Source organism: Cohnella kolymensis (assembly GCF_000829465.1).
GTDB classification, from domain to species: Bacteria; Bacillota; Bacilli; order Paenibacillales; family Paenibacillaceae; genus Cohnella; species Cohnella kolymensis.
Genome location: NZ_JXAL01000001.1, coordinates 422,758 through 449,520, shown reverse-complemented (window position 1 = coordinate 449,520; position 26,763 = coordinate 422,758). Strand labels below are relative to the sequence as shown.

The 26,763-nt window shown below is 50.4% G+C and carries 25 protein-coding genes and 1 pseudogene; 20 read left to right on the top strand and 6 right to left on the bottom strand.

Annotation, left to right across the window (positions count from 1 at the left end; genetic code table 11):
- The first annotated feature begins 18 nt into the window (after positions 1 to 18).
- The 7 genes from SD71_RS02150 (at position 19) to SD71_RS02120 (ending at position 7,014) form a co-directional block, all read left to right on the top strand.
- On the top strand, positions 19 to 1,536 hold the full coding sequence (locus tag SD71_RS02150) for a tripartite tricarboxylate transporter permease (protein ID WP_041058937.1): 1,518 nt from the start codon (positions 19 to 21) through the stop codon (positions 1,534 to 1,536).
- Between the two features lie 65 nt (positions 1,537 to 1,601).
- Positions 1,602 to 2,600 (top strand): tripartite tricarboxylate transporter substrate binding protein, encoded by a 999-nt coding sequence (locus SD71_RS02145; protein WP_041058934.1) that lies wholly within the window; start codon positions 1,602 to 1,604, stop codon positions 2,598 to 2,600.
- Between the two features lie 84 nt (positions 2,601 to 2,684).
- On the top strand, positions 2,685 to 3,746 hold the full coding sequence (locus tag SD71_RS02140; RefSeq protein ID WP_041058932.1) for a tartrate dehydrogenase: 1,062 nt from the start codon (positions 2,685 to 2,687) through the stop codon (positions 3,744 to 3,746).
- Between the two features lie 15 nt (positions 3,747 to 3,761).
- Positions 3,762 to 4,604 carry a fumarate hydratase gene (locus SD71_RS02135; RefSeq protein ID WP_041058930.1) on the top strand — a complete coding sequence of 281 codons (843 nt, stop codon included), beginning with the start codon at positions 3,762 to 3,764 and terminating at the stop codon, positions 4,602 to 4,604.
- A 117-nt stretch (positions 4,605 to 4,721) separates the two neighbouring features.
- On the top strand, positions 4,722 to 5,198 hold the full coding sequence (locus SD71_RS02130) for a FumA C-terminus/TtdB family hydratase beta subunit (RefSeq protein ID WP_152619311.1): 477 nt from the start codon (positions 4,722 to 4,724) through the stop codon (positions 5,196 to 5,198).
- On the top strand, positions 5,168 to 6,403 hold the full coding sequence (locus SD71_RS02125; RefSeq protein WP_326998689.1) for an MFS transporter: 1,236 nt from the start codon (positions 5,168 to 5,170) through the stop codon (positions 6,401 to 6,403). The genes SD71_RS02130 and SD71_RS02125 overlap by 31 nt, the downstream gene beginning before the upstream one ends.
- 17 nt (positions 6,404 to 6,420) lie before the next feature.
- Positions 6,421 to 7,014, top strand: coding sequence for a class I SAM-dependent methyltransferase (locus SD71_RS02120; protein ID WP_041058926.1), 594 nt, complete (start codon positions 6,421 to 6,423; stop codon positions 7,012 to 7,014).
- 10 nt (positions 7,015 to 7,024) lie between these two features.
- Here SD71_RS02120 and SD71_RS02115 read toward each other — a convergent pair whose 3' ends face one another.
- Entirely contained in the window at positions 7,025 to 7,510 is a 486-nt protein-coding gene (locus SD71_RS02115) for a hypothetical protein (RefSeq protein WP_041058924.1), read from the bottom strand.
- A 163-nt stretch (positions 7,511 to 7,673) separates the two neighbouring features.
- Here SD71_RS02115 and SD71_RS21825 point away from each other — a divergent pair, with 163 nt between their 5' ends.
- The 3 genes from SD71_RS21825 (at position 7,674) to SD71_RS02100 (ending at position 9,890) form a co-directional block, all read left to right on the top strand.
- Positions 7,674 to 8,105 carry a MarR family winged helix-turn-helix transcriptional regulator gene (locus tag SD71_RS21825; RefSeq protein ID WP_052475860.1) on the top strand — a complete coding sequence of 144 codons (432 nt, stop codon included), beginning with the start codon at positions 7,674 to 7,676 and terminating at the stop codon, positions 8,103 to 8,105.
- A gap of 120 nt (positions 8,106 to 8,225) precedes the next feature.
- The gene (locus SD71_RS02105) at positions 8,226 to 8,945 is read left to right on the top strand and encodes an MBL fold metallo-hydrolase (RefSeq protein WP_041058922.1); all 720 of its coding nucleotides are present in this window, start codon (positions 8,226 to 8,228) and stop codon (positions 8,943 to 8,945) included.
- Between the two features lie 60 nt (positions 8,946 to 9,005).
- A complete protein-coding gene (locus tag SD71_RS02100) occupies positions 9,006 to 9,890 on the top strand; it encodes an alpha/beta hydrolase (RefSeq protein WP_041058920.1) in 885 nt (294 codons plus the stop codon).
- A gap of 268 nt (positions 9,891 to 10,158) precedes the next feature.
- Here the strand turns inward: SD71_RS02100 and SD71_RS26110 are convergent, their stop codons facing one another.
- From SD71_RS26110 to SD71_RS02085, 4 genes are all read right to left on the bottom strand, one after another.
- Positions 10,159 to 10,311, bottom strand: a complete 153-nt coding sequence (locus SD71_RS26110; RefSeq protein ID WP_407637513.1) for a molybdopterin-dependent oxidoreductase — start codon at positions 10,309 to 10,311, stop codon at positions 10,159 to 10,161.
- 136 nt (positions 10,312 to 10,447) lie between these two features.
- The gene (locus SD71_RS02095; protein ID WP_041058919.1) at positions 10,448 to 11,371 is read right to left on the bottom strand and encodes a S66 peptidase family protein; all 924 of its coding nucleotides are present in this window, start codon (positions 11,369 to 11,371) and stop codon (positions 10,448 to 10,450) included.
- 163 nt (positions 11,372 to 11,534) lie between these two features.
- On the bottom strand, positions 11,535 to 12,845 hold the full coding sequence (locus tag SD71_RS02090) for an ammonium transporter (protein WP_041058917.1): 1,311 nt from the start codon (positions 12,843 to 12,845) through the stop codon (positions 11,535 to 11,537).
- A 126-nt stretch (positions 12,846 to 12,971) separates the two neighbouring features.
- The gene (locus SD71_RS02085; RefSeq protein ID WP_041058915.1) at positions 12,972 to 13,331 is read right to left on the bottom strand and encodes a P-II family nitrogen regulator; all 360 of its coding nucleotides are present in this window, start codon (positions 13,329 to 13,331) and stop codon (positions 12,972 to 12,974) included.
- 133 nt (positions 13,332 to 13,464) lie between these two features.
- Here SD71_RS02085 and SD71_RS02080 point away from each other — a divergent pair, with 133 nt between their 5' ends.
- The 9 genes from SD71_RS02080 to SD71_RS02040 all read left to right on the top strand — a co-directional run bounded on the left by SD71_RS02080 (position 13,465) and on the right by SD71_RS02040 (position 23,040).
- A complete protein-coding gene (locus SD71_RS02080; RefSeq protein ID WP_041058913.1) occupies positions 13,465 to 13,788 on the top strand; it encodes a 2Fe-2S iron-sulfur cluster-binding protein in 324 nt (107 codons plus the stop codon).
- 183 nt (positions 13,789 to 13,971) lie between these two features.
- Entirely contained in the window at positions 13,972 to 15,186 is a 1,215-nt protein-coding gene (locus tag SD71_RS02075; protein WP_041058909.1) for a hypothetical protein, read from the top strand.
- 43 nt (positions 15,187 to 15,229) lie between these two features.
- A complete protein-coding gene (locus tag SD71_RS02070) occupies positions 15,230 to 15,967 on the top strand; it encodes a hypothetical protein (RefSeq protein ID WP_041059708.1) in 738 nt (245 codons plus the stop codon).
- Positions 15,964 to 17,526, top strand: a complete 1,563-nt coding sequence (locus tag SD71_RS02065; RefSeq protein ID WP_041058906.1) for a glycosyltransferase family 39 protein — start codon at positions 15,964 to 15,966, stop codon at positions 17,524 to 17,526. The genes SD71_RS02070 and SD71_RS02065 overlap by 4 nt, the downstream gene beginning before the upstream one ends.
- An 18-nt stretch (positions 17,527 to 17,544) precedes the next feature.
- Positions 17,545 to 18,495, top strand: a complete 951-nt coding sequence (locus SD71_RS02060; protein WP_041058903.1) for an FTR1 family iron permease — start codon at positions 17,545 to 17,547, stop codon at positions 18,493 to 18,495.
- Positions 18,492 to 19,964 carry an alkaline phosphatase family protein gene (locus SD71_RS02055; RefSeq protein WP_052475859.1) on the top strand — a complete coding sequence of 491 codons (1,473 nt, stop codon included), beginning with the start codon at positions 18,492 to 18,494 and terminating at the stop codon, positions 19,962 to 19,964. Before SD71_RS02060 ends, SD71_RS02055 begins: the two co-directional genes overlap by 4 nt.
- A gap of 4 nt (positions 19,965 to 19,968) precedes the next feature.
- The gene (locus tag SD71_RS02050) at positions 19,969 to 20,727 is read left to right on the top strand and encodes a glycosyltransferase family 2 protein (protein WP_052475858.1); all 759 of its coding nucleotides are present in this window, start codon (positions 19,969 to 19,971) and stop codon (positions 20,725 to 20,727) included.
- Entirely contained in the window at positions 20,724 to 22,151 is a 1,428-nt protein-coding gene (locus SD71_RS02045; RefSeq protein WP_326998680.1) for a UDP-glucose dehydrogenase family protein, read from the top strand. The genes SD71_RS02050 and SD71_RS02045 overlap by 4 nt, the downstream gene beginning before the upstream one ends.
- On the top strand, positions 22,057 to 23,040 hold the full coding sequence (locus SD71_RS02040) for an SDR family NAD(P)-dependent oxidoreductase (RefSeq protein WP_041058900.1): 984 nt from the start codon (positions 22,057 to 22,059) through the stop codon (positions 23,038 to 23,040). The genes SD71_RS02045 and SD71_RS02040 overlap by 95 nt, the downstream gene beginning before the upstream one ends.
- On the opposite strand, the pseudogene SD71_RS02035 reads toward SD71_RS02040, so the two are convergent.
- Positions 23,022 to 24,714, bottom strand: a pseudogene (locus SD71_RS02035) (DUF6044 family protein). The gene SD71_RS02040 and the pseudogene SD71_RS02035 overlap by 19 nt on opposite strands.
- Positions 24,715 to 24,879: 165 nt before the next feature.
- Between SD71_RS02035 and SD71_RS02030 the strand changes: the two are divergent.
- Positions 24,880 to 26,760, top strand: coding sequence for an LTA synthase family protein (locus SD71_RS02030; protein ID WP_052475857.1), 1,881 nt, complete (start codon positions 24,880 to 24,882; stop codon positions 26,758 to 26,760).
- Positions 26,761 to 26,763 lie beyond the last annotated feature (3 nt).

Genomic DNA, 26,763 nt, shown 5'->3' with positions numbered 1-26,763 from the left:
GAGGGTGGCAATCGTTTCATGGACTCACTAGGAATGCTTTTACATGGATTTGGAGAAGCCATTACGCCCCTCAACTTGCTGATGGCCGTGCTTGGAGCGCTGGTCGGAACGCTTGTCGGGATGCTCCCGGGACTCGGCCCCACATCCGCGATCGCGATTCTCCTGCCGCTCACTACAGTACTCGAGCCGACGCAAGGGATAATCATGATGGCCGGAATCTATTACGGCGCGATGTACGGAGGATCTACGACAGCCATTCTGCTCAATATTCCAGGCGAAGTGTCGTCCGTGCCCACTTGCTTGGATGGCTACCCGCTGGCTAAGCAAGGAAAAGCCGGCCCCGCCCTTGGCATTGCTGCGATCGCCTCATTCACCGCCGGCACGATCGGCGTCGTCGGACTCGTGTTTTTCGCTCCGATGCTTGCGGATCAGGCGTTGAAATTCGGTCCACCGGAATATTTTGCGTTAATGGTGCTGGCTCTCACCATGATTGTAAACCTGGCAGGCAGCTCCATTATTAAAGGACTGATTATGGGACTATTCGGTTATTTGCTTGCGATGATCGGCATGGGCCCTTCCGGAAGCCCCCGGTTCGATTACGGCAATCAAACTTTAACGGCAGGTCTCGAGATGATCAGTATTATTATCGGACTTTTCGCCATAACCGAAGTGCTGAAAGGGTTGGCCGAAAGACACGCTCCGGTCCCTACCGAGAACATAGGCAGTGTGTATCCAAGCGCGGCTGACTTAAAGAAGAGCGCAGGCGCTACCATTCGCGGCAGTATTGTGGGATTCCTAACGGGTCTGCTGCCGGGCTGCTCAACTGCTGTGGCGACCTTTCTGGCGTACGACCTGGAAAAGAAAGTGTCCAAGCACCCGGAGAAATTCGGGCATGGAGCAATGGAGGGAGTGGCTGCCCCTGAGGCGGCGAATAACTCGAACAGTTCCGCCGGCTTCATACCGCTTCTGGCTCTGGGAATTCCGAGCTCCCCGCCTTTAGCGATCCTGCTGGCAGGGTTGATGATCTATGGTCTGCAGCCGGGACCCGTTCTGTTCGAACAGAACGGCAGCTTCGTCTGGACGATTATTGCCAGTATGTTCATAGGCAACATTATGCTGCTCGTGTTAAATCTGCCGCTGGTGGGGATATGGGCCAAGATCACCAAGGTCCCATTCGGTGTCATGGCTCCGATTATTCTCATTCTGAGCATTATCGGTTCATATACCGTTCGAAACAGCATGTTCGATGTCTTCGTTGCTTTGGTGTTCGGTGTGCTCGGCTTCATCTTCCACAAATATCACTGGCCGGTCGTACCTTTAATTTTATGTTTCATATTGGGTCCTATCATGGAGCAATCATTCATGCAGTCGATGGCCATGTCCAACGGCAGCATGCTGATCTTTGTCCAACATCCGATTACATTAGCGATCCTAATCGCGGCAGTGGTGTTGCTGGTCGTGTCGATCGGTTTGATCCGCCGTACGAAATCCCGTGTGAAAGAAATCGTGGGCGAGGAAATGGTTATTGCCGACTAGGAATGAAACTCAGCATCAATGTACCAACACATACAAGAAACAAATACATTTGAGGGGGAAATAACATGCAAAAAAGAAAACTATTTTCACTGGCAGCAAGCTTGCTCCTAACCGGCTCACTGTTGGCAGGCTGCGGCGATGCAAAAGGCGGAAGCAAGGACTATCCGACAAAAGGCATTGAGATTGTTGTACCGTTCGCAGCAGGCGGCGGAACGGATCTTTCTGCCAGAGCGGCGGCCGAATACTTAAGTAAAGAATGGGGCCAAGCCATTACCGTTGTAAACAAACCCGGCGCTTCCGGCGCAACGGGAACAGATGCGGTGCTGAAGCAAGGCTCGAAAGACGGGTACAGCGTGCTAGTGCATAACGTATCCAGCACATCTGCTTTGATGGGCGGAAAGAGCGATCTGACATTCTCGGTGGACGACTATCAATTCGGCGCCCAGATTGTAGAAGATCCGCTGGCTTTCGTTGTGAAAGCGGATGCGCCATGGAAAGATCTGAAAGAGTTTGCCGATTGGGTGAAGGCTAACCCCGATCAGTTGACGTTTACCAGCTCCGGTCCTACGGCAATCGCCACATTCAGTCTGGTTGAATTTCTGGACAATGTCGGAGGAGACTTCTCGAAAGCCCGCATGGTGACCACCAAAGGTGCGGCTGATTCAATGCCGAAGATTGCCGGCGGACATGCCGTTCTGGCTATTCAAGGCGTCAGTGAATCAGCAGTAATCGTCAAATCCGGTAAAGCCAAGATGTTAGGTATCATCGCAAAAGAAAGAAGCCCTTATTTCCCTGACGTGCCGACGGTTGAAGAATCAGGTTTGCCTCCTATGAAAGCGAAGTGGTGGTCAGGCGTTTCATTCCCGAAAGGCACGCCTGCAGAGGTCGTTAAGAAATGGGAAGATGCGCTCAAAAAAGCGTCTGAAGATCCGGCTTTCCAAGAGAAGCTCAAAGCGATTAACGCCCAAGGCGCATACTTGAACTCGGCCGATTTCGGCAAATTCGTAACGGATGAGACGGCACATTATACGGACATCGCAACCAAGAAAGGTTTACGCAAGTAAACCGCCAGTTAAGTTGAAAGAGAAAGGGTGTTGCATGATACCCTTTCTCTTTTTCACATCACTTGTGATCATCAGGAGGCTGCCATGAATAAATATGAGATAGCTGTAATTCCGGGAGACGGCATTGGAAATGAGGTTGTTCCCGAAGCGATGCGGGTGCTTGAAGCAGCAGCCGAGATACATGGAGGACTGTCTTTGCAATGGAGCCAATTCTCCTGGAATTGCGAGTATTACCTGAAGCACGGCCAGATGATGCCGGATGATGGAATAGACACGCTCCGCAGCTTTAACCAAATCTTCTTGGGTGCCGTCGGGATGCCCGGGCTTGTTCCGGATCATATTTCCTTATGGGGCTTGCTCATTAAAATTCGTCGAGGGTTCCAGCAGTCGATCAACGTGCGTCCGGCCAAACTGCTGCGCGGCTTGGAATCCCCGCTGAAGAACCCCAAGGATTTCGATTTGATTGTCGTTCGTGAGAATTCGGAAGGCGAGTATTCCGAGGTCGGCGGACGAATTCATCAGGGAAGCGACCAAATCGCCATCCAGAATGCCGTATTTACCCGCAAAAGCACAGAGCGGGCGATGCGCTATGCATTCGATTTGGCCGCAGAAAGACGAGGCCATGTTACGAGCGCCACGAAATCTAACGGTATTTCCCACAGCATGCCTTTCTGGGACGAGGTTTTTAAAGAAGTCGCAGTGGACTACCCGGAGATGAATACGACGAGCACTCATATTGACGCATTGGCCGCCTTCTTCGTCATGAAACCTCATATCTTCGACGTCATTGTGGCATCAAACCTGTTCGGCGACATCCTCACCGATCTTGGGGGAGCGATAATGGGCAGCATCGGGATCGCCCCGGCGGCGAACTTGAACATCGAGCGGAAATATCCTTCGATGTTCGAGCCTGTCCACGGGTCTGCGCCCGATATTATGGGGCAGGGTGTGGCCAACCCGATCGGGCAGATTTGGACGGGAAAGATGATGCTTGACTTCATGGGCTACCGTGAATTAGGGGAGCTCATACTTGGCGCGATTGAGGACACGCTGCAAGCCGGCGTCAGAACGCCTGACTTGGGCGGCCGTGCGAAGATGATGGAAGTGACGGATACAATTATCGCTAACTTGAAGAAAAGAGCGTAAAGGCGAGGGATATCCATGCGGGAAATTCATACCGATGAAATCCGGGACACGGTTGCAAGACTTTGTATGGAAGCTTGTTACTATTTGCCCGAAGATATATTAGCAGGCTTCAAGAAGGCCGAGGCGAAGGAAGTGTCGCCTTTAGGGAAGACGATTATCAATCAGCTCATCGAAAATGCGGAGCTTGCGGCAGCGGAGCACGTTCCCTATTGCCATGATACGGGGATGACCGTTGTATATGCGGAGATCGGACAGGACGTGCACATTGTTGGCGGAAGCTTCTCCGACTCTATTAACGCCGGAGTCAGAAAAGGTTATCAGGAAGGCTTTCTGAGGATGTCGGTAGTTGGAGACCCGCTTCTGAGGGTCAATACCAATGATAATACGCCTGCTGTCATTCATACGGATATCGTTGACGGAGATCGGATTAAATTCACATTGCTCCCTAAAGGCGGCGGCAGCGAGAACATGAGCGCTATGAAATTCCTTCTTCCGGGAGAAGGAACGGAAGGCGTCAAAAAATTCGTCATCGAAACGATCGAGGCCGCCGGTGGAAAAGCGTGTCCTCCCGTCGTGGTCGGCGTAGGGATCGGCGGAACTTTCGACAAAGTGACGGCCATCGCCAAGGAAGCAGTGCTACGCGAAGTAGGCGTCCATCATCACGAACCGCATATCGCTGAACTGGAGAGAGATCTGCTCGAGGCAATCAACCGGACCGGCATCGGTCCGCAAGGACTGGGCGGAGTAAGCACGGCGCTCTGGGCGGCTGTCGAAACGTATGCATGCCATATAACCGCTTTACCGGTCGCCGTGAATATTCAATGTCACGCGGCTCGCAAAAAATCGGCCGTGCTGTAATTGTCAGCCGAAGGAGAGATGCGTCTTGGCTGTGTACCATTGGGATACACCTCTGACAGAGGAAAAAATCAAAAAGCTTCAAATAGGCGACCAGGTTTATTTGACAGGAACCTTTACATGGCGCGGGACGCCGCTCATAAGCGGATGATCGAGCTGCTGGGGAACAACGAGCCGCTGCCTGTCGATTTGCGGCAGGAAATTATATTTTATGCCGGTCCATGCCCGCCCAAACCCGGGCAAGTCATCGGCTCTACCGCTCCGACTACGGCATATCGGATGGATCCTTACGCACCTGCCATGTATGAATACGGGGTGAAAGGGACTATAGGAAAGGGTCCCCGCCGCGATTCGATCAAGGAAGCCTGCAGAGAGTACGGGGCCATTTCTTTTGCTGCCGTAGGGGGGTTATCCGCCATATTAAGCAAATGCATTACCGCGGTAGAAATTGTCGCCTACGAAGATCTTGGGCCTGAGGCCATCCGCAAGCTGGAGGTTCGGGATTTCCCGGTGCTTGTTGCATATGATTCTTACGGCAACGACCTGTACGAGCAAGAGATTGCGAAATACAGAACACTAGGGGATGGCGTAACCTGAAGAGTGCAGAAAGATCACGAAAAAAACAAGTCCAGCTGATAGCTTTAATAACCGCAGCTTGTTTGCTAGGCGATTCGATGCTCTATATTGTTCTTCCTCTGTATTGGAAGGACGCGGGTCTGACCGCTTTGTACCAAGTGGGAATCCTCTTATCCGTGAACCGGTTCATTCGGCTGCCGTTTAACCCTGTGGCTGCATGGCTGCTGCAAAGGATCGGCCTAAGGAACGGCATAATCGTTGCAGTCGCCATATCAGGAGTTGTCACGCTCGGTTATGGTTATGTACAAGGATTCTGGATATGGCTTGTGCTCCGATGTCTATGGGGAATGTCTTGGACGTTGCTCAGACTAGGGGCATTTTTAACGATTGTTCAAATGACTGATAATAATAAGCACGGCTACCATATGGGGTTATATAACGGATTGTTCCGCATCGGAAGTTTGGTAGGAATGCTGGCGGGAGCATTGTTGACTGAGCTGATCAGTTTGACGGCCGCGGCCGCCGTGTTTTCTTTATTAGCCGTATTGTCTATGCCTTTTGCCATCCGCTATGTACCCGCGACTGACATGGAGGTTGTGCCGAAGGGACAATCCGTGTTGAATCCGCTCATTACAGTGGTCGGCAAAGACAAATTTTTAATGATGACGTTGTTTTCCGGGTTATCGATAGCGATGATCTATCAGGGGTTTTTTACATCCACTTTGAGTCATCTGATTGATGCAAATGTGTCAGTGCTCTATATATGGGGGATTCCGATAGGGGCCGCTGTGCTTGCCGCCATGCTGCAGGCGTTGCGGTGGGGATGGGAGCCTTGGCTCGCTCCGTGGATCGGGCGGCGGTCTGACAGTTCCAGACATCGGCCTGCTGTGTTTATTGCCGTTCTTGTGGCGGCAGCAGTGTTGTTTGCCTTCGTACCTGTGACAATGCCGGCAGCTTGGTGGCTGCTCCTGCTCTTAGGAGTACAACTGACCGCTACTTTGCTGACTACGCTTGCGGATGCGATTGCAGCCGACGCCGCGTCTCACTCTTTAAAGACATTCAAGATTACCTTATACTCTTTTATGTTGGATTTAGGAGCAGCGATCGGCCCATTATTAGGTTATCTGTTAGATTACAGAGAGTTATACACCGCGGCTGCTGTCATTCTATTGCTATTGGCATTGATCTGGCGGCTCGTTCCTCGACCAAAGCCGTTTACAGCCTGATTCGGGAGGTGTAGTACTTGAGCAACGAAAAGTTAATCCGCAAATTTGACAAACAAGCAAAAGTGTACGAAGCGAGAAGAAAGAAGCTGACAGAAAGAGTATGGCGTGAAAAATTGATCAGCTGCGCAAAAGGTCGTGTTCTTGAAGTTGCGGTCGGTGCAGGGGCTAATTTTCATTACTATCCCAAGGGAATTGAATTGACGGCGGTCGATTTCAGCCTGAACAAGGCTAAAACCGCTGCTGCTGATTATGGAATTGACGCGGAATTTCAACTCTCTGATGTTGAGTCGCTTTCATTTCCCGATAACTCTTTCGACACTATAGTATCTACACTGTCGTTTTGCGGATACGAAAATCCAGGCACAGTCCTGGATGCATTCCAAAAATGGTGCAAGCATGATGGCCAAATACTGTTGATGGAGCACGGAATCAGTTCTAATCGCCTAATCGGCGGAATGCAGACTCTCGTGGATCCGCTGTTTAAAAAGGTTGTTGGCTGTCATTTCAATCGTGAGATCATTCAGATATTACAGTCTAAGTTGCAGATTAATAGAATCGAGCATTATATGTTTGGTGCGGTCCATTTGGTCTGGGCAAGCCCCAACAAATGATCGTTCAGCACTATGCCTCCGTGATGACCTTACGTTTACAACTCCATATAATAAGCAACCCTGTCAGCACAAGTAGCAAGAGAAAAAGCATTAGATACAGAGGTAAAAAGTACACAGAGATTGCAAGCCATGCGAAGAGCAGGGAGACAGGGCTAGTTGATTTGAGAAACCGATAAAAAATGGCTGCAAATCCGGATCGATAAAGAGAGGTTGCTTCAATAAGAAGAATCAACGGATTACAAATGGTTCCGAATATCAAGGGTATGACGATAAACAAAGGGAACTCCGATTTTGCAGCCCATTCCAATAAATAAACAAACCCAGCCGCAAATGCTTGCATGAAAAAATCGGTATGAGCTGATTTTAGTTTACGGGGATTATTAAATATTTTCGCCCACGGCGGTGAGTTATCGTAATATACCGCGGCAAGCGGAAGCGATAGGATCAGACCGATTGTAAAAGATACAAGTCCCCATTGTAATAATTGAATGTTCATGTTCATCTCTCCTTAATGATTGCTTTCATGTAATGGTTGTGATATAAATGTTGTTGTAAAACAATTGTTGTATATGTACAAATGTAATACATTTCTACGTCATGTCAATAACCAAATTATCGATTGATACATGGCAGAACACTCGAAAGAGGTGATGATTACAATGAACCATGATGTACTTGGTGAGTTAGCATATGCCATTATTAAATTGTCGGGTGTATTCGGCGCTGACAAATCATTTGTCGAAGGACTTACCCCTAAACAACTGCATCTCCTGATGGAAATAGGCTCGAGAACCTACCGGCATGGGGATTTGGCAAGCATCCTTGGGGTTGATCCATCCACGTTGACGAGGACTCTGGATCCCCTTGTGAAAGCCGATCTTGTAGACAGGAAGTCTAACCCGGATAACCGGAGGGAGGTATTGATCCGCCTTTCGGAAAAGGGGTTAAGCGTAATTGAGGTGGCTCACGAAAAGCACAAGCAATTATTTGAGCGTATTTTGAGTCAGGTGCCCAAGAGCCAGCAAAAACAAGTAGAGGAGAGTGTCGGTATATTATTGAAAATCATCAAGCACACCGAGATAAAGCATTAAGCAAAATCGGCAGCGGAACTTGAAATTCATATTCAAGGCTGCCGGTGTAAGCTAAAATTGTATACATACAACAGTTATTAAGTTACAAATTTCTGTGAAGGAACGTTGGAGGGATTTATTATGCAGCAAATTATGAATGGAATTTACATGGTGGAAGGGCTTCGTCTCGGCAATATCTACGTGATTGAGGCGGCGGACGGTATGACCCTCGTCGATACGAGTGTGCCCGGTTCGCTTCCCCGTATAGAAAAGGACTTACGGAGTGCAGGCCGCAAGCTGAGCGATATCAAGCGAATTCTCATCACACACGCCCATTGGGACCATCATGGAGGTCTGGCAGAACTGAAAGAAGTGACGGGTGCGCGGGTGTATGCCCACCACCATTGTGAAAGCGCGGTCCTTCGCGGGGAACGGAAGCCCGACTATCCGCCCTATTCGCAGCTTGGCGGTTTCGACCGCGTCATCGCGGCGGTATGGGTTCGGCCGCGTTTGAAGTTCAATTTGTCGGTCCCAGTCGACTGCGAGCTTACAGAAGGAGACCGTCTGGACGAGGTTCTCGCCGGCTTGACGGTTGTTGATATTCCTGGCCACAGCCCGGGTCAATGCGGGTTCTGGCATCCGGAGCACCGCCTCTTCTTTGGCGGAGATCTCTTGATGCGTGCTCCTTCCGGCCGTTTTCTCCTGCCCATCGCAGCGGCAACCCCGGATATGGAAGAAGCAAAACGCTCGATTCGAAAAGTTGCGGATATGAATGTCGCGACATTGTGTCAGGGGCATGGCAAACCGTGTATCGGCAATGCCGACCCTTTGATCCGAGCCTTTGCCGGCAAGCTTTGCTGAACCTTTTACTCAGTGACATTTCGCCGTTTGCTAACTATTCATAGGTGAGGAGATGTTCAAATGCAAACCATGCTGGTATTCATAGGGGCGCTATTGTTATTAGGGGCAGTTGCGATTGTAGGTCTGTGGTATCTTACCGTCCAGAGTCAGTCGCCCAAAAGATCAGAGACAAGGGCGGTACCGAAATATCCGTATGAGAAAGAATCATTTTTCAGTAAAGGAACATCGATTTCGGGTTGGTTCATTCCAAATCAAAACAGCGATCCAGCACAGAGATCACCTGTCATTATTCTCGTTCACGGCTGGGGTTCAGACAAATCCAAAATGCTAAGGTATGCAGCTCCTTTACATGAGGCGGGTTACGCTATTTTGTTGTACGATGCGAGAGGTCATGGCGAGAGCGGGTCGTTCGACGCGCCTACGGTTAAGTCTTTCCGGGATGATGTGTTAGCTGCTGTCGATTATGTTTCCCGACGGGAGGAAGTGGATGCCGATCGTATTGCTGTATTGGCTCATTCATTTGGAGGCTTTGGCAGTGTATTGGCCTTGAAAGAAACGAGAAGGATTCGGGTCTTAGTCACTGATTCGATGCCGGCACGTTTCGATACGATCATGAGAGCGTATCTGTCGAAATCAAGGTTAAAGCGTCTGCCTCTGGCTTATTTTCTATTGAAAATCGGATTCTGGAGAGCAGGAATAAGCAGCAAAGAAGCAGCAGGTTTTGATCTTGTGCCAATCATCAAAAGTACGACTACACCGGTTCTTATGATGCATTCTCTAAATGACGATTTTGTTCCTGTGAGTGAGTTACAATACCTGATTAGTCAGGCCCCTGGGGTCTACTATCGGTATATACATACGCCCGGCCATAGAAGCTCCCATAAGGACAAGGAATTTTGGACTGAGATGCTTCCATTTCTGAGAGAGGGCCTGCTAAATAATTAGGAAGTCATGTAATTACGAAGTCATCGATACGTGAGTCTGGAATAATCAGTTACAAAAAATGCGACGACCGCTCCGAGTAATTTCACCAAAACGTCTCCTTCCGTTACATCACCACATAGTGATTATATTGCTTTAACTACTAGAAATCTGCAATTTTTGCGGTGATGGCTTAATATTAAGTTTGCGTGCTCCAAATTCTTTGATTATCTCATGTAAGTAGAGATAGGATGAAAGATCAGCATCTACATCTGCTGAGGAAGTGAGGCAATTAATATGCGAATCGTTCAGGAAAAATCATTTTAAATAAGGCACGCTTATTGCCTGCACATTCAAGCGGCAGAATTAACGTTTTTGATGGCATAGAAAGCAAATCATGATAGCTGAACGTAATTGGATGTTTAACTTTGCCGTCAACCTGCAGGTAAGAGAATTTTTTTACCGGATAAGCGAAATGATTTCTGCGGAAAAAATAAAATGGGCGTTTCTTGATTTTCAGGCGCTAGCTTGTGTGTTTTCAAGTATGGAATCGTTTTGTCGGAGTTATCATTATTCATTTTTCACACCCTGACAGTGGGTTCGAGGACAGTCAATGTATTATTATTTGTATCCAGATTTACTGTTGCGCCAATCGGGATCGCGGCTTTATACAATCCATGCGCAGTTGTCAGGTTTGTCATTAGCGGCTTGCCGAGCGGTACGACGAAATTGTCGATTAAATCCTGGTACGACACCCCGTATGCCTCCAGGCAGCCTGTGCATTCCCCCATAATAATACCGATGCAGTCTCGCAATTTTCCAGCTAACTTCAAATGGTTCATATACCTGTAGACGGTATTGGTAGGCTCGTGTGTTTCTTCGATAAGCAGTATTTTGCCTCGCACATCGATTTCGAAAGGTGTTCCAAGCGTATCGACAAACGATGTGAGATTGCCCCCGACAAGCGGACCCGTGACATTGCCCGGCACCCTGCTTACGAGCGGAATTCCAGGCGGATTTTGGATCTGCCGAGTCGTGGAAAACACGGATGTCGCGGAAAAAAACTGGTTGAAATTATAGGCGGGAGTTTCAGGCCTGAAGTCAAGCAGAAGCAGACTTTGGAACGTGATTAAATCCACATACTGATGCAAAACATTTGACAATACCGTTATGTCGCTGTAGCCTGTAACGATTTTCGGGTTATTGCGGATCACATTATAATCCAGGTACGGTAGAATACCGGCCACTCCTGTGCCGCCTCTGGTCGGGAGTATTAATTTGACCTGCTGGTTTTGAAACATCATCATCAAATCGGAGGCCCGCTGCTCGTCTGTGCCGGCAAGAAACCCATTTTGGGAATATACATATCGACCCAGTATGACGTTAAATCCCATTCTTCTCAGAGCTTCGATCCGCGCATTGATAACATTTGCATCCAATGGGCTGCCTAAGGTTACGATTCCTACGGTATCGCCGCTCCGTAAAATTGGCGGAGCAATTGCCATAAGCACTTTCCTTCCCGAAAAAATCCATTGTTTTTCTTAGATTATATTGGCAAAGCCGATCAGCTATAACAAAAGTTTCTTGAACACCAGACAGGTCAGACCTAACTGCCGACGGTTATAAAAATAGTGCCGCGGATGAACCGCGGCACTAGTATTGCGAGTACTATTTTGAAACGGTTAGGCCAGTATGTTCTTTTCCCAATGAAAGCTTCGGAGCTAGCGCCATTTCTATAATCGGCTGATCGCTGAAACGTTCCAGTTCATTGTAGGCAGGAATACCATGCATGGCCATATCCAAGCCTTCTTCTTCGTCTGATATGGACACTCGCAAGCCGATCGTTGATTTCAACAGCTTTGCCAGGCCATAACTGAGGACAAATCCCCACAGAGCGATCATGATTACGCCGAACGTTTGGACAACAAGAAGATGAGTTCCACCAGTTGTGAAAAATCCATCTTTTGCATCAAAGAGTCCAACGGCAATCGTTCCAAAAACCCCATTTACTCCATGAACCGCAACAGCACCGACCGGATCATCCACTTTTAGTTTATCAATGACAAGAGTTCCCCAGATTACAAGTATCCCGGCAACCAACCCGATTAGAATGGCAGAATATGAAGTGACGTATGCGCACCCGGCTGTAATAGCCACTAATCCCGCTAAAGCACCGTTCATCGTCATACTCGGGTCGGCTTTTTTGAAGCGGAACGTCGTGTAAATCATTGCAGAGGTACCGCCTGCCGCACCGGCCAATGCTGTATTCAGTGCAATGACAGAAAGATTGCTATCGAATGCATTCAGTGTGCTGCCGGCATTAAATCCAAACCAGCCAAACCAAAGAATGAACGCCCCGGCCGAGGCTAAGGGAATGTTGCTTGGAGCAAATACGTTCACGCTGCCGTCTGTATTAAACCTGCCTCTACGAGGTCCTACCACATAGGCAAAAGCAAAAGCGGCCCATCCACCAAGAGCATGAATAACAGCAGATCCGGCAAAATCTTTCATGCCGAGCTGCGCCAGCCATCCGTCAGCGTTCCAAATCCAATGACCGGAGATGGGATATAGAATAGAAGTCACAAACAAAGCGATAATGATGTAAGCTTTAAATGACATTCGCTCCGCAACGGCACCGGAAATAATCGACACGGCTGCTATAGCGAATCCTATCTGAAATAATATATAGGCAGACAACGGTAAATCGATAGGTATTGATAAGTGTTGCGAGGCGCCCCAGAAATCAAAGCTGATCAAGCCGCCATAATCTTTACCGAACAAAATGCCGAACCCGATAAGGAAAAATGCAAGAACACCTATTGTTAAATCGACGAATATTTTCATTGTCACGTTTACTGCATTTTTAGTCCGGACTAAACCGGCTTCAAGTAAGCTGAACCCGCCTTCCATGAACAAAACCATAGCTGCCGCCAGTACCACCCATATTGTATTTAATGCCACAGTGGGTCCAGCATTCATGATGTGAGCCTCCTAACATTCGTTTGCCACAACTAAGTATAAGGAGGGTCAAAACCTGTGTCAATGACTCATGTCATGTTTTGTGACATCAATACAGAAAAGAACAAAGCGAGAAGCTTTGTTCTTCTAAATGTTATTATCGCTTAACTCGTCGATCGTTTCATCGATTGTTCCGGTTCTGATGTTATACATTTCAAGAATTGGACTGACAAATATTTTTCCATCGCCCATTTCACCTGTTTGTGCTGCTTTGATAATGGTTTGGATTGTATCGTTCACCAAATAATCGGAGACCACAATTTCCATTTTTATTTTGTGATGAAGGTTCACCGTATATGTTTTACCCCTGTACACGCCTGTAGCATTCTTTTGCTGCCCGCGGCCTTGTACTTGGCTTACAGTGAAACCGGTGACTTTGATTTCCCTTAGCTTCTCAATAACCTCTCTCAGTCGCTCGGGACGGATAATGGCTTCGATTTTTTTCATAGGCGCCTCCGTAAAGTGTTCCTGTACCGTTATTATGTTAGTATTAGGCAGAAATGTACAGTACATAAGAGATGTTCAAGCCGTTTTACATTACGGTAGATAGGTAATTACTGATGGGAGGAGGAATTTGACTATGCCATCTATTGAAGTAGAAGGAAAAGGTTCATTCCAGGTCGAAGAGGGGAAAAAGCTGGTGCTCGCGCTCGAGGATAATGGTGTGGATATCATGCACCGCTGCGGGGGAAATGCGAGATGCACCACGTGCCGTGTGGAGATCTTGGCTGGAGATCCCGGGCCGATGGGCGAGGCGGAAGCCGCGATACGGGAAACTAAAGGGATTACGGAATCCAACATCCGGCTTTCCTGCCAGATTCGTGTGCGTTCCGACCTGTCAGTAAAACCGGTCATGACGGCATCGGAATCCGGCATGGAGCCGGGCAAACGGCCGGAAGATTAAGAATAAGAATACAAGCAGCCCGGTCAGGTCAATTCATTGATCTGGGCGGGTTTTTTCGTGCCTTACAAAAAGGCGGGACCATTATCAATAATTTCATTGACAACGATTCTCACTCTCAATACAATAGACATTGTAATTGAGAAACGCTCTCAATAACATACAAGCTGAGAGGGGAAGTACTTAATGAAATCGTGGAAAGCTGCTCTTACATTAATTATATCAGCAAGCTTCGTCTTATCCGCATGCGGCAATGAGGAATTGGCGCCTGCGCAATCGGGGTCGGAAACGAGCCAGCCTAGCGCTACAGCTTCAGCACCGGCATCGCCAAGCAACAGTGAGGATGCCGCTGACAAGGAAGAGGGCGGCACTGAGGCGTTCGTCTCTGCTGTGAAAGAGCTGGTCGATGGAATGAAAGCCGGCGCTGAAGCGGGGAATGTAGATTGGGCCAAATCGCAAGAGCTGTATAACTCTAAAATCAAACCGAGCGTAGAGGCACGCGATGCTGAAGCGGAAAGCCAAGTGAACCAACAGCTGGAGGCGGCTGCAGCGGCAGGTAAAGACGGTTCACTCGAGCCGATGGTCGTCGCTCAGATTCATGATAAGCTGCTGCAGAAGGTGGCATTCTTAACTCTGCGTCACGAATTCAAAGAAGCGAATGATAAGTTTACTGATAAAGAATTTGTAAATAATGAACTCAAAGAAGCCCGTACCGTATATGAAGGTATCTTGAAAGGCATGGTAGAGAAACGCGACACCGCCTATCATACCCAATTGCTGGGCGTGATCGACAGCGGGTTTGCGGAGATGGAGCAAGCGGCCGGGAAGGGTGACAACCTGGCTTATAATCTAGGCAAGCAGCTTGTCGACAAATCGTTGATGAAAGCATTCTATCTGGCTTCCGGCGCGGAAAAAGGATATGGTTACAAGATAGAAAAAGCGGTTAAAGAGGGTAGCAAAGACGCGAAGGTAGAGCAAGCGGAAGGCTGGGCGTTCTTCCAATCCTTAAAGAATTATCTAGAGGAACATGACAAGGAAGCGGCTGATTTCATTGAAAGCCAATTCGATCTTGCCAATGATGTTAAGAACGTTAAAGGCGAACCGATCAACCAGGCCTATGTACGTGCATTTGCCGCTACAGCAAAAGGGGAGTATAAGGAGACCTTTGAGAATTGGGGTAAGGATAAAGCCGCAATTACTGCTCTCGAAGGCGCGTTGTTCATCAGTGTAATCGAGAGCGACCTGCCGAAAGCGCTTGGCGGAGAAGCTGCGGCCAAAGCATTGATCGATAATGCCCAGAAGCTGCTGGATCAAGTGAAAGCCGGCAAGAAGGCGGAAGCTGAAGGCACGTACAAAGCTGTTGAAGCTGATTTGAACAAATTAACGGCTTTCGGGAAGTAATGTGTGAGGAGTGAGCTGTTTGAAGGCGACGATTGCAATTGCCATGCTGCTTGTGTGCTGCTTGCTTGCTCCGATAAGCGTACAGGCCTATTCTTACGGAGATCCCAACGAGGAGCCATTGGCAGAGGCGTACAAAAAAATGGCTGCAGAATTAAATGGAGCCTCACCCAATTTTGCGGGTGCAAAAGGCGCATTCGATCCGATGAAGCAGGAGCTCGACATGCACATGGGGCCTGAGCCGGCTCAGACGGTGCTCACTCATCTTGAAGAGAAGGACAAACAAGCGGTGCTGAGCGATATGCACAAGATTCTCGTGCTTAATATCGCGCGCCGGATGGCATCCATTGCTGCCGATTTTGAGAATTACTCGCAGAACAAAACATTGATCGCCAAGGCCAATGCAACCTATGAAGCGCTGTCGCCGACGGTCAAACAAACGGATGCGGCGCTTGATGAGAAGATAAGAAAAGAATTCAACAACGCGCTCACTTCATTAGGAAATCCCGGCCTGTTCGGGGTTGGAATCAAGGAAGCGGATAAGGATCTCTTCGAATCCAGCCGAGGCACCATCTTGAATTCACTGCAGGACCGGTTCAAGCTAGCAAGCCTTGAAGTGGGACATTTCACCGACAGCGACAGTCCCGGCGGGCAAGCGGAGCAGCGCGACGGCAACCGGACCACGGACTTGTCGGATCCGAGAAACTGGATTCCTTTGGTTATTATCGTGCTGGCTTTGGTCGGCGTTGTCGCTTATACGATGAGGAAACGTAAGCGCGCGTGAAACGGCGGCGCGTGGAACTCGCGGCGCTGGCGTTATTCGCCGTTGCCATACGGCTCCTCTATATGTCGCCGTATCCGGCAGGCTGGGATGATATCGATTTCGCTCTCGCGCTGGATCGTTTCGATTTATCCGCTATGCAGCCGCATTTTCCCGGTTATCCGGTATATATTTTAGCGGCTCATCTGTTCTATTACGCAGTCGGCGAGCCATTCACGGCATTATCCATGTTGTCAGCCGTTGCCGGAGGACTTACAGTTGTACCCCTTTGGCTGCTGTTTCGTCAGCTTGGCTCGATATCCGCTGCAAGATTGGCTTCCATCCTGTATGCGTTGGCTCCGCTGCCGGTCGTTACGGGAATACAGCCTACGTCCGATGCATTGGGAACATTGTTGGCAGGCATTTTCGCGCTGTTAATCTGGCGGTCGATGCAGCCGGAGCCGGAAGCGGTCCGGAATCGAACGGTTTCCTTTATTCTCGCCGGTGTCGTCCTTGGTTTACTGCTTGGTGTTCGTGTGTCCTACGTGCCTTTATCCGTCCTGTGGGCAGGTGCTGCCGCCGTTGTTATATGTGACAGGGAGATTCCTCGCCGGCAGGCTTTAAGAAATGTGCTTCTGTCGGCCGCCGCAGCAGCATTGGTGTGTGCGGCATGGGCAGGCGCTCTGGCCGTATCGGAGGGCGGAGTTGCTCCTTTGATGAAGCTGGCGTTCGCATTCACAGAGGGACATTTCACGGACTGGGGCGGGACCTATTCCGCCGACACCTCTTTCACGGGGAGAGCGCGTTACTTCTTGCTTCGCCAGATCGGCGGTGCAGGGCTCGGGACGCTCTGGGCCGGGTATGCCGGATGGCGCTGGCTGTCCACGATCGCTGCTGCAATCGGAGTGATCGGTTTGCTTTCCGTGGTCGTAACACGGGTGGTCAGGAAACAAAGCGTCAGCAACTCTAGACGAACATTGTTTTTGCTTTTATGGATTCTGCCGTACCTGCTGTGGGCGTTTTTCGCACAGAATGTCGATAAACCGCGGCATATCCTGCCGCTTATCCCGCCGCTGCTGTGGCTTCTCGCAACCGGGCTGGAGCACTTTTGCACTTTCTTACCCCGGTCGGTTAGCCGCCGGATCGGCAGTAAAGCTTTGTTCGTCTGCTTCAGCCTGCTATGGCTGGTTGGAACCGCCGCGGTGACTTACCCGTTGGCACGTGAAGCCCATAATAAGAAACCGCCGGTACTGGAGCTTGCCGAATACGTGAAAGAGTCAGTGCCCAAGGATGACAGCATCATGTTCACCTGGGAGGAACAACGGGTTATCTCCTATATAAGCCCGGAACATCAGGTACGGCGGCTTCGACATTGGAGCGATATGCGCATGGAACTGCTGCAATACCCCGTGCCGCCGCGTCATATTTTTGCCACCAATGCCTTTATTCAAGGGATAGACCGGAGCGCCGGTTCATGGTTCAATGAAGTTATAGCGTTTGAAGGGAGCCCCTGGCTGTATCCCACCTACCACCGCGTCGTGCTGTACGAGCAAAAACCCGGATTCATCGAAGGGCTCCGATGAACCAAGGAGGACACTCTTTTGGAGATTCAGGCATTATTAATTACTTTTCGCGAAGCGCTTGAGGCGTTGCTTATTATAGGAGTAATCACCACTTATCTGCGGCAAGTCAAGCGCCCGGAATTCACCAAATGGGTGTGGCTCGGCGCGGGTCTTGCGGTCGTTGCCAGCTGCGGCGTTGCGCTTCTGTTCCAGGTCGTCCTAACCGGATTCGCTTCCATGGGCAGCGAAATGTATCTTAAGATCGGCATTATGATCATTTCGACTATTCTCCTTACGCAGATGGTCTTCTGGATGGCCAAACAGTCCAAGGAAATGAAAGACAAGTCAGTCAGCAAAATGGACCAGTTCGTTACAGCGGGCAACATCGCCGGCATGGTGCTTCACTCCTTCCTTGTCGTACTGCGCGAAGGCGTGGAAACCGTATTTTTCTTCGCTGCCATCACAGGCGGCAACATCGGCAATGCTTTCAAAGGATGGGGAGCCATTACAGGCATCCTGCTCGCTTTCGCTGTCAGCTTCCTGCTGTTCCGCGGGGGCCGCAAAGTTTCGCCGCGCGTTTTCTTTAAATGGACCGGCATTTTGATTGTCATGATCGCAGCGGGACTGCTCGTTCAAGCTGTGGGAATGATGCAGGACATTAATATGATCGGTACCGTGATCCCTCATTTGTATGACATTACCTGGTTCATGCCGGAGCACCCGATCGACCAAGCTCATTACATTCGCGATACAGGAAACAGCCCTCTCATCTCAGGTGAAGTCGGTATTTTCCTAAAAGCGTTATTCGGATATTCGGCGATGCCTTCACTCGAGGAAGTATTGGTATATGTAGGTTACTTCGCTGCTCTATACGTTCTGATCATGAGGAGAAACGCGTCTGATGAAGCCGAAAAGGCGGAAATCCGCCGTGTGCAAGAGAGCAGCACGCCTGCTATCAACCCGCAGTTGAAGTCGGTGAACCGCCTTTGAAATCCGCGTCCTTGTTTGAAATCGCGGCGGCTCGCTGCTGGAACGTTTTGAACGAAGGGAAGTCATTCACGCCGGTCTTCGTGTTGGCGGTTTTTCTTCTGGTGCAGGCCGGAGAGCTGAAAGCCGTTCCGCTGTTTTATGCGATACTATTAAATCTACCTTTGTTTGTCATTTTTTATGTTTATGATTATCCGCTTCACTTGCGGTGGTTTCTTTTCGGGCCGCTGCTGGCCAGCGGCCTCCTATACGGCGGTTCTTTCGATATCGGCATGTGGATTTGGGCATTCGGGCTGTATGCTTTTTTTACGGTGTTCTTCTGGGGAACGCTTTATTACCATTTGCGGATCGGTACGACCTGGTGGAACTTCACGAGGATCTGGAAGCTTTTTTTGAAAAACTCCGACTCCACAAGCGGAAATGTCTTCGAACAGCTGCCTAAAGTGTTTACGCTATTGGTTACACTCGATTGGAGTTACCGTCTATTCAGCGCGCAGACCTCAGCCGGTTCGGTAGCCGGGTTTCTTATTCTAAGCGCCTGCATCGGCATGTACAGCTGGGTTATACATAGATTGCTGTTTACATGGAAACCGCGAGAATACCCGAGCTACACGGCCCCTATCCATCTGGATGACACCCCTGCCGCCAAGCGGATGATCGTATTCGTCATTGACGGCTGCCGCAAGGAGCGTTTTGAAGAGGCCGACGCTCCATTTCTTCATCAGCTGATGGAAACCGGCGTTTATTACGACCGAATGGAAACCGTATATCCGGCCAGGACTGTGGTGTGCTTCTCGTCGATGTTCACCGGTACATATCCGCGCGAGCACGGAATCAGATCCAACATGGTCTGGAAGCTGGGAGTACGGGTTGAAAGTATATTCGACACACTGAAAGAAACCGGACGGAAAGGCATTCTGTTCGGATGCGCGCATCTGATCGACGCGTTCGGCAGCTACGTGGAAAGCTTTACGGCTGTCGAGAAGAACGATGTGGTCGATCATAAGATCATGGCACACGCCAAAACGATTATGAAACGCGAGCTCCCGGATTTATTCGTCATTCAGATGATCGCAGTCGATCAGACCGGGCACAGCCGCGGAGTTCTTTATCAGGAATATCTAGACAAAATTAAGGAATCCGATGCGCTCATTCGCGATTATTGCGAATGGCTGGAGGAAGAAGGGCTCATGGAAGGCACCGCGATTGCGGTTATGGCTGACCATGGACAGGGCAACGGCATCGGCGGGCATGGCCATTTGGACACCGGTGAAAGATATGTGCCGTTTCTTTTGCATGGTCCGGGCATCCGCAAGGGAGAGCGGGTGCAGGAGCCGCGGAGTATTGTGTCTCTGGCGCCGACGATTGCAGCTCTGCTCGGTGTGCCGCTTCCGTCCCATTCCAGGGGCCCTGTGTTAATGGAGGCCCTCGAAGCGGGATCATCGGACAAGCATACAGAGAAAGTGGGATAGCCTCATGTTGAAACTGATTGTCGTCATTCCCGCTTTGAACGAAGAATCTTCAGTTGGACAAGTGATCCGCAAGGTCCCGCGCGCGTTCAATCCCGAAGTCGACGTGCAAGTACTTGTTGTGAACGATGGTTCAACCGACCGTACTCCGGACGTGTCCTTCCTGGAAGGCGCGGACTACGTCATTTCCTCCCCGGAGCGGCGCGGGCTTGGAGCCGCGGTACGCGAAGGGCTGCGTGAAGCTTACAGGCTTGGCGCGGATGTTGCCGTCATGATCGACGCAGACGACGAGTATCCGGCGGATCACATTCCGCAGGTCGTCGAGCCTGTCCTCACCGGATCGGCTGATTACGTGCTCGCCTCCCGGTTTGCCGGCCGGATTCAGGGAATGAAGCTCCATCGCCGGCTTGGAAACTATACGTTTACACTGCTGCAAATGATGCTGCTGCGCAGGAAAATCACGGACGGACAGACCGGGCTTCGCGCATTCTCACGGGCGGCGCTGCAAAGGCTGGACATTATACACGATTACAACTATGCGCAGGTCATGACGCTTAACCTGGTACGCCAAGGTTTTCGCATGGCCGAGGTGCCGATTCCCTATAAAACAAGAACGACGGGCACTTCGTTCATCCGCTTCTGGCCCTATATGAGCCGGGTGCTTCCTGCCATTGTCAGGGAAATGGCCCGTAAGCCTAAGCGCGGGGAGCACGACAAGGTGCTTGTGCTATACGAACACCTTACGAAAGGGGCGCCATTCCATTGAGGCTTGCGGTGATAGGGGCCGGTTATGTCGGCATGACAACAGCCGCATGTTTTGCGGAGGCGGGGCACCAGGTAGTGTGCGTAGACGCGGATACCGACAGGGTTAACCGGCTGCGCAGCGGTGACATTCCTTTTTATGAACCCGGCTTACAAGAACTTGTAGAGAAAACCGCCCAGCTTGGGCGGTTATCTTTTACATCAGACACTCCGCAGGCAGCCGGCCAATCGGACGTTATTTTCTTGACGGTGGGAACCCCGCTTCGTGCGGATCAATCGCCTGACCTGTCTTTCCTCGAAGCGGCAGCGGCGGAAGCTGCTCAGGGTATCAGGAAAAGCGGAGATTACAAGATCGTCGCGATCAAAAGCACCGTGCCTGTCGGCACCACTGAACGTTTGGCAGGAACGATGCGAGACCTTGCGGGAGCAGCTTGTGATATCGTCTCGGTGCCTGAATTTCTGCGTGAGGGCTCGGCCATCAGGGACACCCTGCACCCGGACAGGGTCATCATCGGAACCGACAGCGATCGAGCATGGAACATATTAACGGAATTGTATCGCGGTTTTGCCGGCAATGTCGTACGTACGGATCGGACAAGTGCGGAAATGATAAAATACGCCTCTAACGCTTTTCTGGCGACTAAAATATCGTTCATCAACGAAATTGCGAATTTATGCGAAAAAATGGGTGCGGATATCGGGCAGGTTGCATACGGAATGGGACTGGACCATCGAATCGGGCATTCCTCCCTGCAGGCAGGGATCGGCTTCGGCGGCTCCTGCTTGCCGAAGGATACGACGGCGCTCATCGGCAGCGCAAGGGAAGCCGGCGCGGACTTGCGCATTCTGCAAGCCGTGGATGAAGTGAACCGCGGGCAGCCCTATCGCATCCTCGATAAGCTGAGCTCTGCGCTCGGCAGCTTGGAAGGCAAGGTGGCGGGAGTGTGGGGGCTCTCCTATAAGCCGGACACCGACGACATTCGGGAAGCAGCTGCGCATACGATCATTCAAGAGCTGCTGCGTGCCGGTTCCGTTGTGCAAGCTTATGACCCGGCAGCCGTTCAGGCTATGAAGGCCGCAATGCCCGGCAGCTCGGTGAAGTGGTGCGGCACGGCAGCGGAGGCCGCAGCCGGAGCGGATGCGCTGTGCCTGTTAACGGAATGGGATGAATTCCGCTCTTACCCGCTGACGGAGCTTGCCCAAATCATGAAGCAGCCGATACTTGTAGATGGGAGAAACGTCTTCGATCAATCCGAAGTGAGGATGCCGGATTGCGTTATTATTCGATCGGACGTCCGGAGCGCTGATTCAGAGAGAAAGGAGGCGCGGGAATGTGAGCATTGTAATAACCGGCGCCGCCGGCTTTATCGGATTTCATCTGTCACGTCACCTGCTGCGCAAAGGTTATACCGTCGCAGGTGTCGATAATCTGAACGACTACTATGACACCGGTCTTAAGCGCGGCCGTTTGCAGCTGCTCAGTGACTCCTCGTCGTTCACCTTTCATCAAGCCGATGTCACGGACTTAAATGCCGTTGCGCGCGTTCTAGAGCAGCATAGTGCGGACACTGTCATTCACCTGGCCGCTCAAGCCGGCGTCCGTCACAGTCTGACTCATCCCGAACAATACGTATCGTCCAATTTACAAGGTTTCTCCACGATGATCGAAGCCTCACGCCTCCAACGGGTGAAGCACTTCATTTATGCCTCTTCCAGTTCAGTGTACGGAAATCGTCCGGGCACCCCTTTTTCCGTTGAAGACCGCACGGACCGCCCGGCAAGCTTGTACGCGGCGACCAAGAAGGCGAATGAGCTCATCGCGCACGCCTACAGCAGCAGCTTCGGCCTGCCCACCACCGGCATGCGTTTTTTTACGGTGTACGGCCCTTGGGGAAGACCGGATATGGCCTATTTCAAATTTACGAAAAGCATCCTGCTGGGGGAACCGATCACGGTGTACAACTACGGGAAATCCAAAAGAGATTTTACGTATGTGGACGATGTGATTCTGGGGATCGAAAAGGTGCTGTCGCACCCGCCGTCAGCAACCGTCGACAAACCGGTGCCGGCCGCCATCTATAACTTCGGGAACAGCAAGCCGGTCGAGCTGCTGCGCTTTATTCAGATTCTTGAAAGACTGCTCGGCAAGGAAGCGATTCTCAAGCTCGATGTGATGCCTGCGGGCGACGTGGCAGATACTTTTGCGGATATCTCATTAACAAGGCAAGAGCTCGGCTTCGAACCATCCACCGGCCTGGAGACCGGTCTCTCCCATTTCGTGAACTGGTACAAGGAGTATTACAAAGTGACCTTATAAACGTAAATTCGCCATGCCGATTGCTCGTCCTCGAATACACCGAACAGCTCCAGTCTGTTGCCCTCGGCATTCATAATTTCCACGGATGAGAAAATGTATCTCCCGCCCATCTCCTTGAAGGCTCGGGTGTTGAGCTGCAGATGATGAATACGTTTGTGCGAGTCCTTGCGGAAATCATATTTCTTGCCCAGTTCATTGACGAAAATATAACACCTTCCGCCCCAGGTATCGAAATACGTTTTCAACTGTTCGTTCTTGTCGAGTTCTTGGGCAATGATTGTGCGAAAACGGTGCTTATAAGCTAGTGGGTAAAAGTTGTTATACGTATCCAGCGTGTAGAAGCCGTTATATTGCGGAATCGCCGGGTGCAGGCCGATACTTGCCACCCGGTACGTGTCCGGCGGCAATCCGATGGCGGCACGTATGCCGGCAAATTGCCGTTCGGCATAAAACTCACGGACGCTGGGCGCGGCTGTCTTGCGGTAGACGAGCTCCTCATTCGTACAGAAAAGCACCGCAATTTGAAGCGCCAGTGCCGCCATGGCAGCGCGCCGTCCTGCTCGGCCCATTTTCCATAAAATCAGACAAGCCAGAGCAAACCCCAGATAGATGACGAGCGGCCTAAGAAAGTGAAACCGCGCAAAGTTAAACGTGTTAAGCAGGCTGAACTGTTCTTTTAACGGATGCCAAGCCTGATTGAACCAGAACGCATACCAGGCGGACAATGCCAGATTAATGCCGAGGAGAACGAGAAACAGGCTTTCCGTTCCGCCTCGCTTTTTTTTGTGCTGCCACTAAGTAGAAGACGATCAGGGTCACCGGTAAAATGACCAATGTATGCACGGTTGCGACGTGGTTGTGTCCCAAGATGAAATTGGTGAAGGTGAGCTTGACGCTGCGCCATAAATTTAACCGGGAGGAGACAAACTCATTCCGGCTGGTCGGTTCATCGTTCAGCACCAGTGAGTAAACAAGCCGGTACTCGACCAGAAGGAACATGCCGGTCATGAAAGCAATGCTGCCGAGAAACATAGGGTTCCAATCTCGCCTGACCATCACATCGCGGAGCCAGAGTATTCCTATAGCGACCAAAAAGAAAAAAAAGCCGAGCACAAGACTTGAGTACAGCGGCAGCAATCCCAAGGCAACCCACTCCACCCAACCGGAGCGACGGGAGCGAATGTTGAGGAAAGCCCAAAGCGCCAGCGGCATCCCGAGTGTGCTCAGCATACCTGACGGCCAGAAGGGGGTCAGCGCGAAAGCGAGCGCGACGAAAACACGAATCGCCCAATGTTCCGGCTTCGTTACGAAATGGTTTTTCAGCAGCAGGTACATGCCGATAAAAGCAAATATACGCGTGATGGTCTGGCTCAGCGCATAAGCGATCATGGACGGGAAAAGGGCATGAAGCAGTACAATTCCACTGAATTCGGTGCCGAAGGCGTTGCGCGGCAAGCCGCCGATCACTTGCTCGATGGAAGCATTCACTCCGCCGAACCATTCGCCGCTCCGTACAAGCACCTTGTACCAAGCGATGTTGGAATCCAGATTATCATGTACCCGAATATGGGCATCTTCACCTAGAATGAACAGCGGGGAAACGTAAATCGCCAATAATAATAAGGCCAGTATAATCGCTTTTCGTTCGGCGGCCGGTTGTGTCGATTGAGGCATGGTCCCTCCATAAGCAGTGTCAGGATATGCTGAGGGCTCTATTATTCCTGTATTTAGTAAATAAAATACGACTATCGTCTTACAGACCGGCACGATCCGAACAGCTGAATAATTTGGCAAAATGTGTTAAGCCTAAATGCTAGTTCATTTGAGGGGGATCGATCCTTGAAATTTCTAGCGCGCTTAGCAGGCGGGACACAGAGTCGATTTTTGTTTCTGGCTGTTTGCCTGATTTGGCTGAAAACTTACTTAACGCATCGTTTGCAGTTTGAATTGCCCGTCACCGGTTGGTACCAGGAACTTATTCTTTTCATTAGCCCGGCCAGTTCCATACTCGTGCTGCTTGGCCTAAGCCTGTTGCTTCTGAAGGACCGCCCGCATAGGGCGGTGATCATTGTCAGCGCGGTGTCGGGTTTGATGTTGTTGGCAAACATGCTGTATTATCGCTTCTTCAACGACTTCATCACCTTCTCGATCATGCGGGAGACGACCCATATATGGCAATTGGGGGCGAGTATTTTCGACCTTCTGCGCGTTTCTGATATTTTCGTGTTCGCCGATACCGCATTGCTTCTGATCATGATGCGTATGAGGAATTATCGCATCGTTTCGGTGAGGCGCACCCAAAGCTTGTTTACGATCGGTTTTGCTGTAACTCTATTTTTGCTGAATCTATGCATGGTGGAGATCGTCCGTCCCGGATTGCTGACCAGAACCTTTGACCGCCAAATGGTTGTGAAAAGTATCGGAGCCTTCAATTACCTGGTCTATGATGCGGTTGTGACCACCAGGATGGAAACGAGAACGGTGCTGTCCAACAGTGAAGATTTAGCGGTGGTGAAAGCCTATCTGGACGCTGAACCCAAGGATAAATTGAATCCGAAAATGTTCGGTTTGGCGAAGGAACGCAATATTTTTATCGTATCCATGGAGTCTCTGCAAAGCGTCATGCTGGAGCGGGAGATGCTCGGCTACGAGCTGACTCCGTTCCTGAACAGCCTAATTAAAGAGAGCTTTTATTTCGATCAGTTCTACCATCAGACAGGCCAAGGCAAAACATCGGACGCTGAGTTTACTGTCGATAACATGCTCTATCCGCTGCCGAGCGGAGCGGTTTTTTTCACCCACAGCCATAACAAGTATTACTCCATACCCAAGCAGCTGAAGGAAAACGGGTACTACCCGGTTGCTTTGCATGCGAATGACAAGACATTCTGGAACCGCGAACAAATGTATAAAACGCTGGGCTATGAACGGTTTTTCTCCGCAGAGGATTATGAAGTAACTGCGGAAAACTCCGTCGGCTGGGGACTGAAGGATATTCCGTTCTTCGAGCAGTCGGTGGAGAAAGTCCGTGTGCTGCCGCAGCCGTTCTATGCAAAGCTGATCACCCTGACCAATCATTATCCGTTTACATTGGAGGAGGAGGACAGACTGATTCCGCAATACAACTCCAACTCCAAAACGCTAAACCGATACGTTACGACAGTGAGATACATGGATGAGGCGCTGAAGCAATTCTTCGACTCGGTGAAGGCGGCCGGCCTGTATGAGAATTCGATATTCATTCTGTATGGCGATCATTACGGCATATCCAAGAAACATCGAAAAGCGATGGCCATGTTTCTTGGCAAGGAGAAGCTGAGCGCCGTTGACCATGTGCAGCTGCAGCGGGTTCCGTTGATCATTCACATTCCGGGCGTGAAGGGTAAAAGGATAAGCTCGGTGTCCGGACAAGTGGATGTGAAGCCGACCATTCTGCATTTGGCGGGGAACATTTCACTGCGGGGGCTGGGGTTCGGGCATGATCTGTTCGCTCTTAACAAGCCTGATTTTGCAGTGCTGCGGGACGGCAGCTTCATTACTGAAAATTTCGTATACACGAATGGCAAATGCTACAACAAGAGAACAGGTGAAAAGATAGACGGCGCGTTCTGTGAGCCGTTGAAACAACAAGCCCAGACGCATCTGAAGTTCTCGGACAAAGTGATTTACGGGGATCTCAACCGGTTCGCCGAAAGCAGGAAAAAACCTCACCATCCTTAACGG

What these genes read in the sequence shown, in the direction of transcription:
- SD71_RS02070 (WP_041059708.1), top strand. Translation starts at nt 15,230, where the DNA reads ATGCTGCTTGTGTGCTGCTTGCTTGCTCCGATAAGCGTACAGGCCTAT.
- SD71_RS02075 (WP_041058909.1), top strand. Translation starts at nt 13,972, where the DNA reads ATGAAATCGTGGAAAGCTGCTCTTACATTAATTATATCAGCAAGCTTC.
- SD71_RS02145 (WP_041058934.1), top strand. Translation starts at nt 1,602, where the DNA reads ATGCAAAAAAGAAAACTATTTTCACTGGCAGCAAGCTTGCTCCTAACC.
- SD71_RS02150 (WP_041058937.1), top strand. Translation starts at nt 19, where the DNA reads ATGGACTCACTAGGAATGCTTTTACATGGATTTGGAGAAGCCATTACG.
- SD71_RS02115 (WP_041058924.1), bottom strand. Translation starts at nt 7,510, where the DNA reads ATGAACATTCAATTATTACAATGGGGACTTGTATCTTTTACAATCGGT.
- SD71_RS02135 (WP_041058930.1), top strand. Translation starts at nt 3,762, where the DNA reads ATGCGGGAAATTCATACCGATGAAATCCGGGACACGGTTGCAAGACTT.
- SD71_RS02080 (WP_041058913.1), top strand. Translation starts at nt 13,465, where the DNA reads ATGCCATCTATTGAAGTAGAAGGAAAAGGTTCATTCCAGGTCGAAGAG.
- SD71_RS02105 (WP_041058922.1), top strand. Translation starts at nt 8,226, where the DNA reads ATGCAGCAAATTATGAATGGAATTTACATGGTGGAAGGGCTTCGTCTC.
- SD71_RS02050 (WP_052475858.1), top strand. Translation starts at nt 19,969, where the DNA reads ATGTTGAAACTGATTGTCGTCATTCCCGCTTTGAACGAAGAATCTTCA.
- SD71_RS02095 (WP_041058919.1), bottom strand. Translation starts at nt 11,371, where the DNA reads ATGGCAATTGCTCCGCCAATTTTACGGAGCGGCGATACCGTAGGAATC.
- SD71_RS02085 (WP_041058915.1), bottom strand. Translation starts at nt 13,331, where the DNA reads ATGAAAAAAATCGAAGCCATTATCCGTCCCGAGCGACTGAGAGAGGTT.
- SD71_RS02100 (WP_041058920.1), top strand. Translation starts at nt 9,006, where the DNA reads ATGCAAACCATGCTGGTATTCATAGGGGCGCTATTGTTATTAGGGGCA.
- SD71_RS21825 (WP_052475860.1), top strand. Translation starts at nt 7,674, where the DNA reads ATGAACCATGATGTACTTGGTGAGTTAGCATATGCCATTATTAAATTG.
- SD71_RS02130 (WP_152619311.1), top strand. Translation starts at nt 4,722, where the DNA reads ATGGCGCGGGACGCCGCTCATAAGCGGATGATCGAGCTGCTGGGGAAC.
- SD71_RS02090 (WP_041058917.1), bottom strand. Translation starts at nt 12,845, where the DNA reads ATGAATGCTGGACCCACTGTGGCATTAAATACAATATGGGTGGTACTG.
- SD71_RS02140 (WP_041058932.1), top strand. Translation starts at nt 2,685, where the DNA reads ATGAATAAATATGAGATAGCTGTAATTCCGGGAGACGGCATTGGAAAT.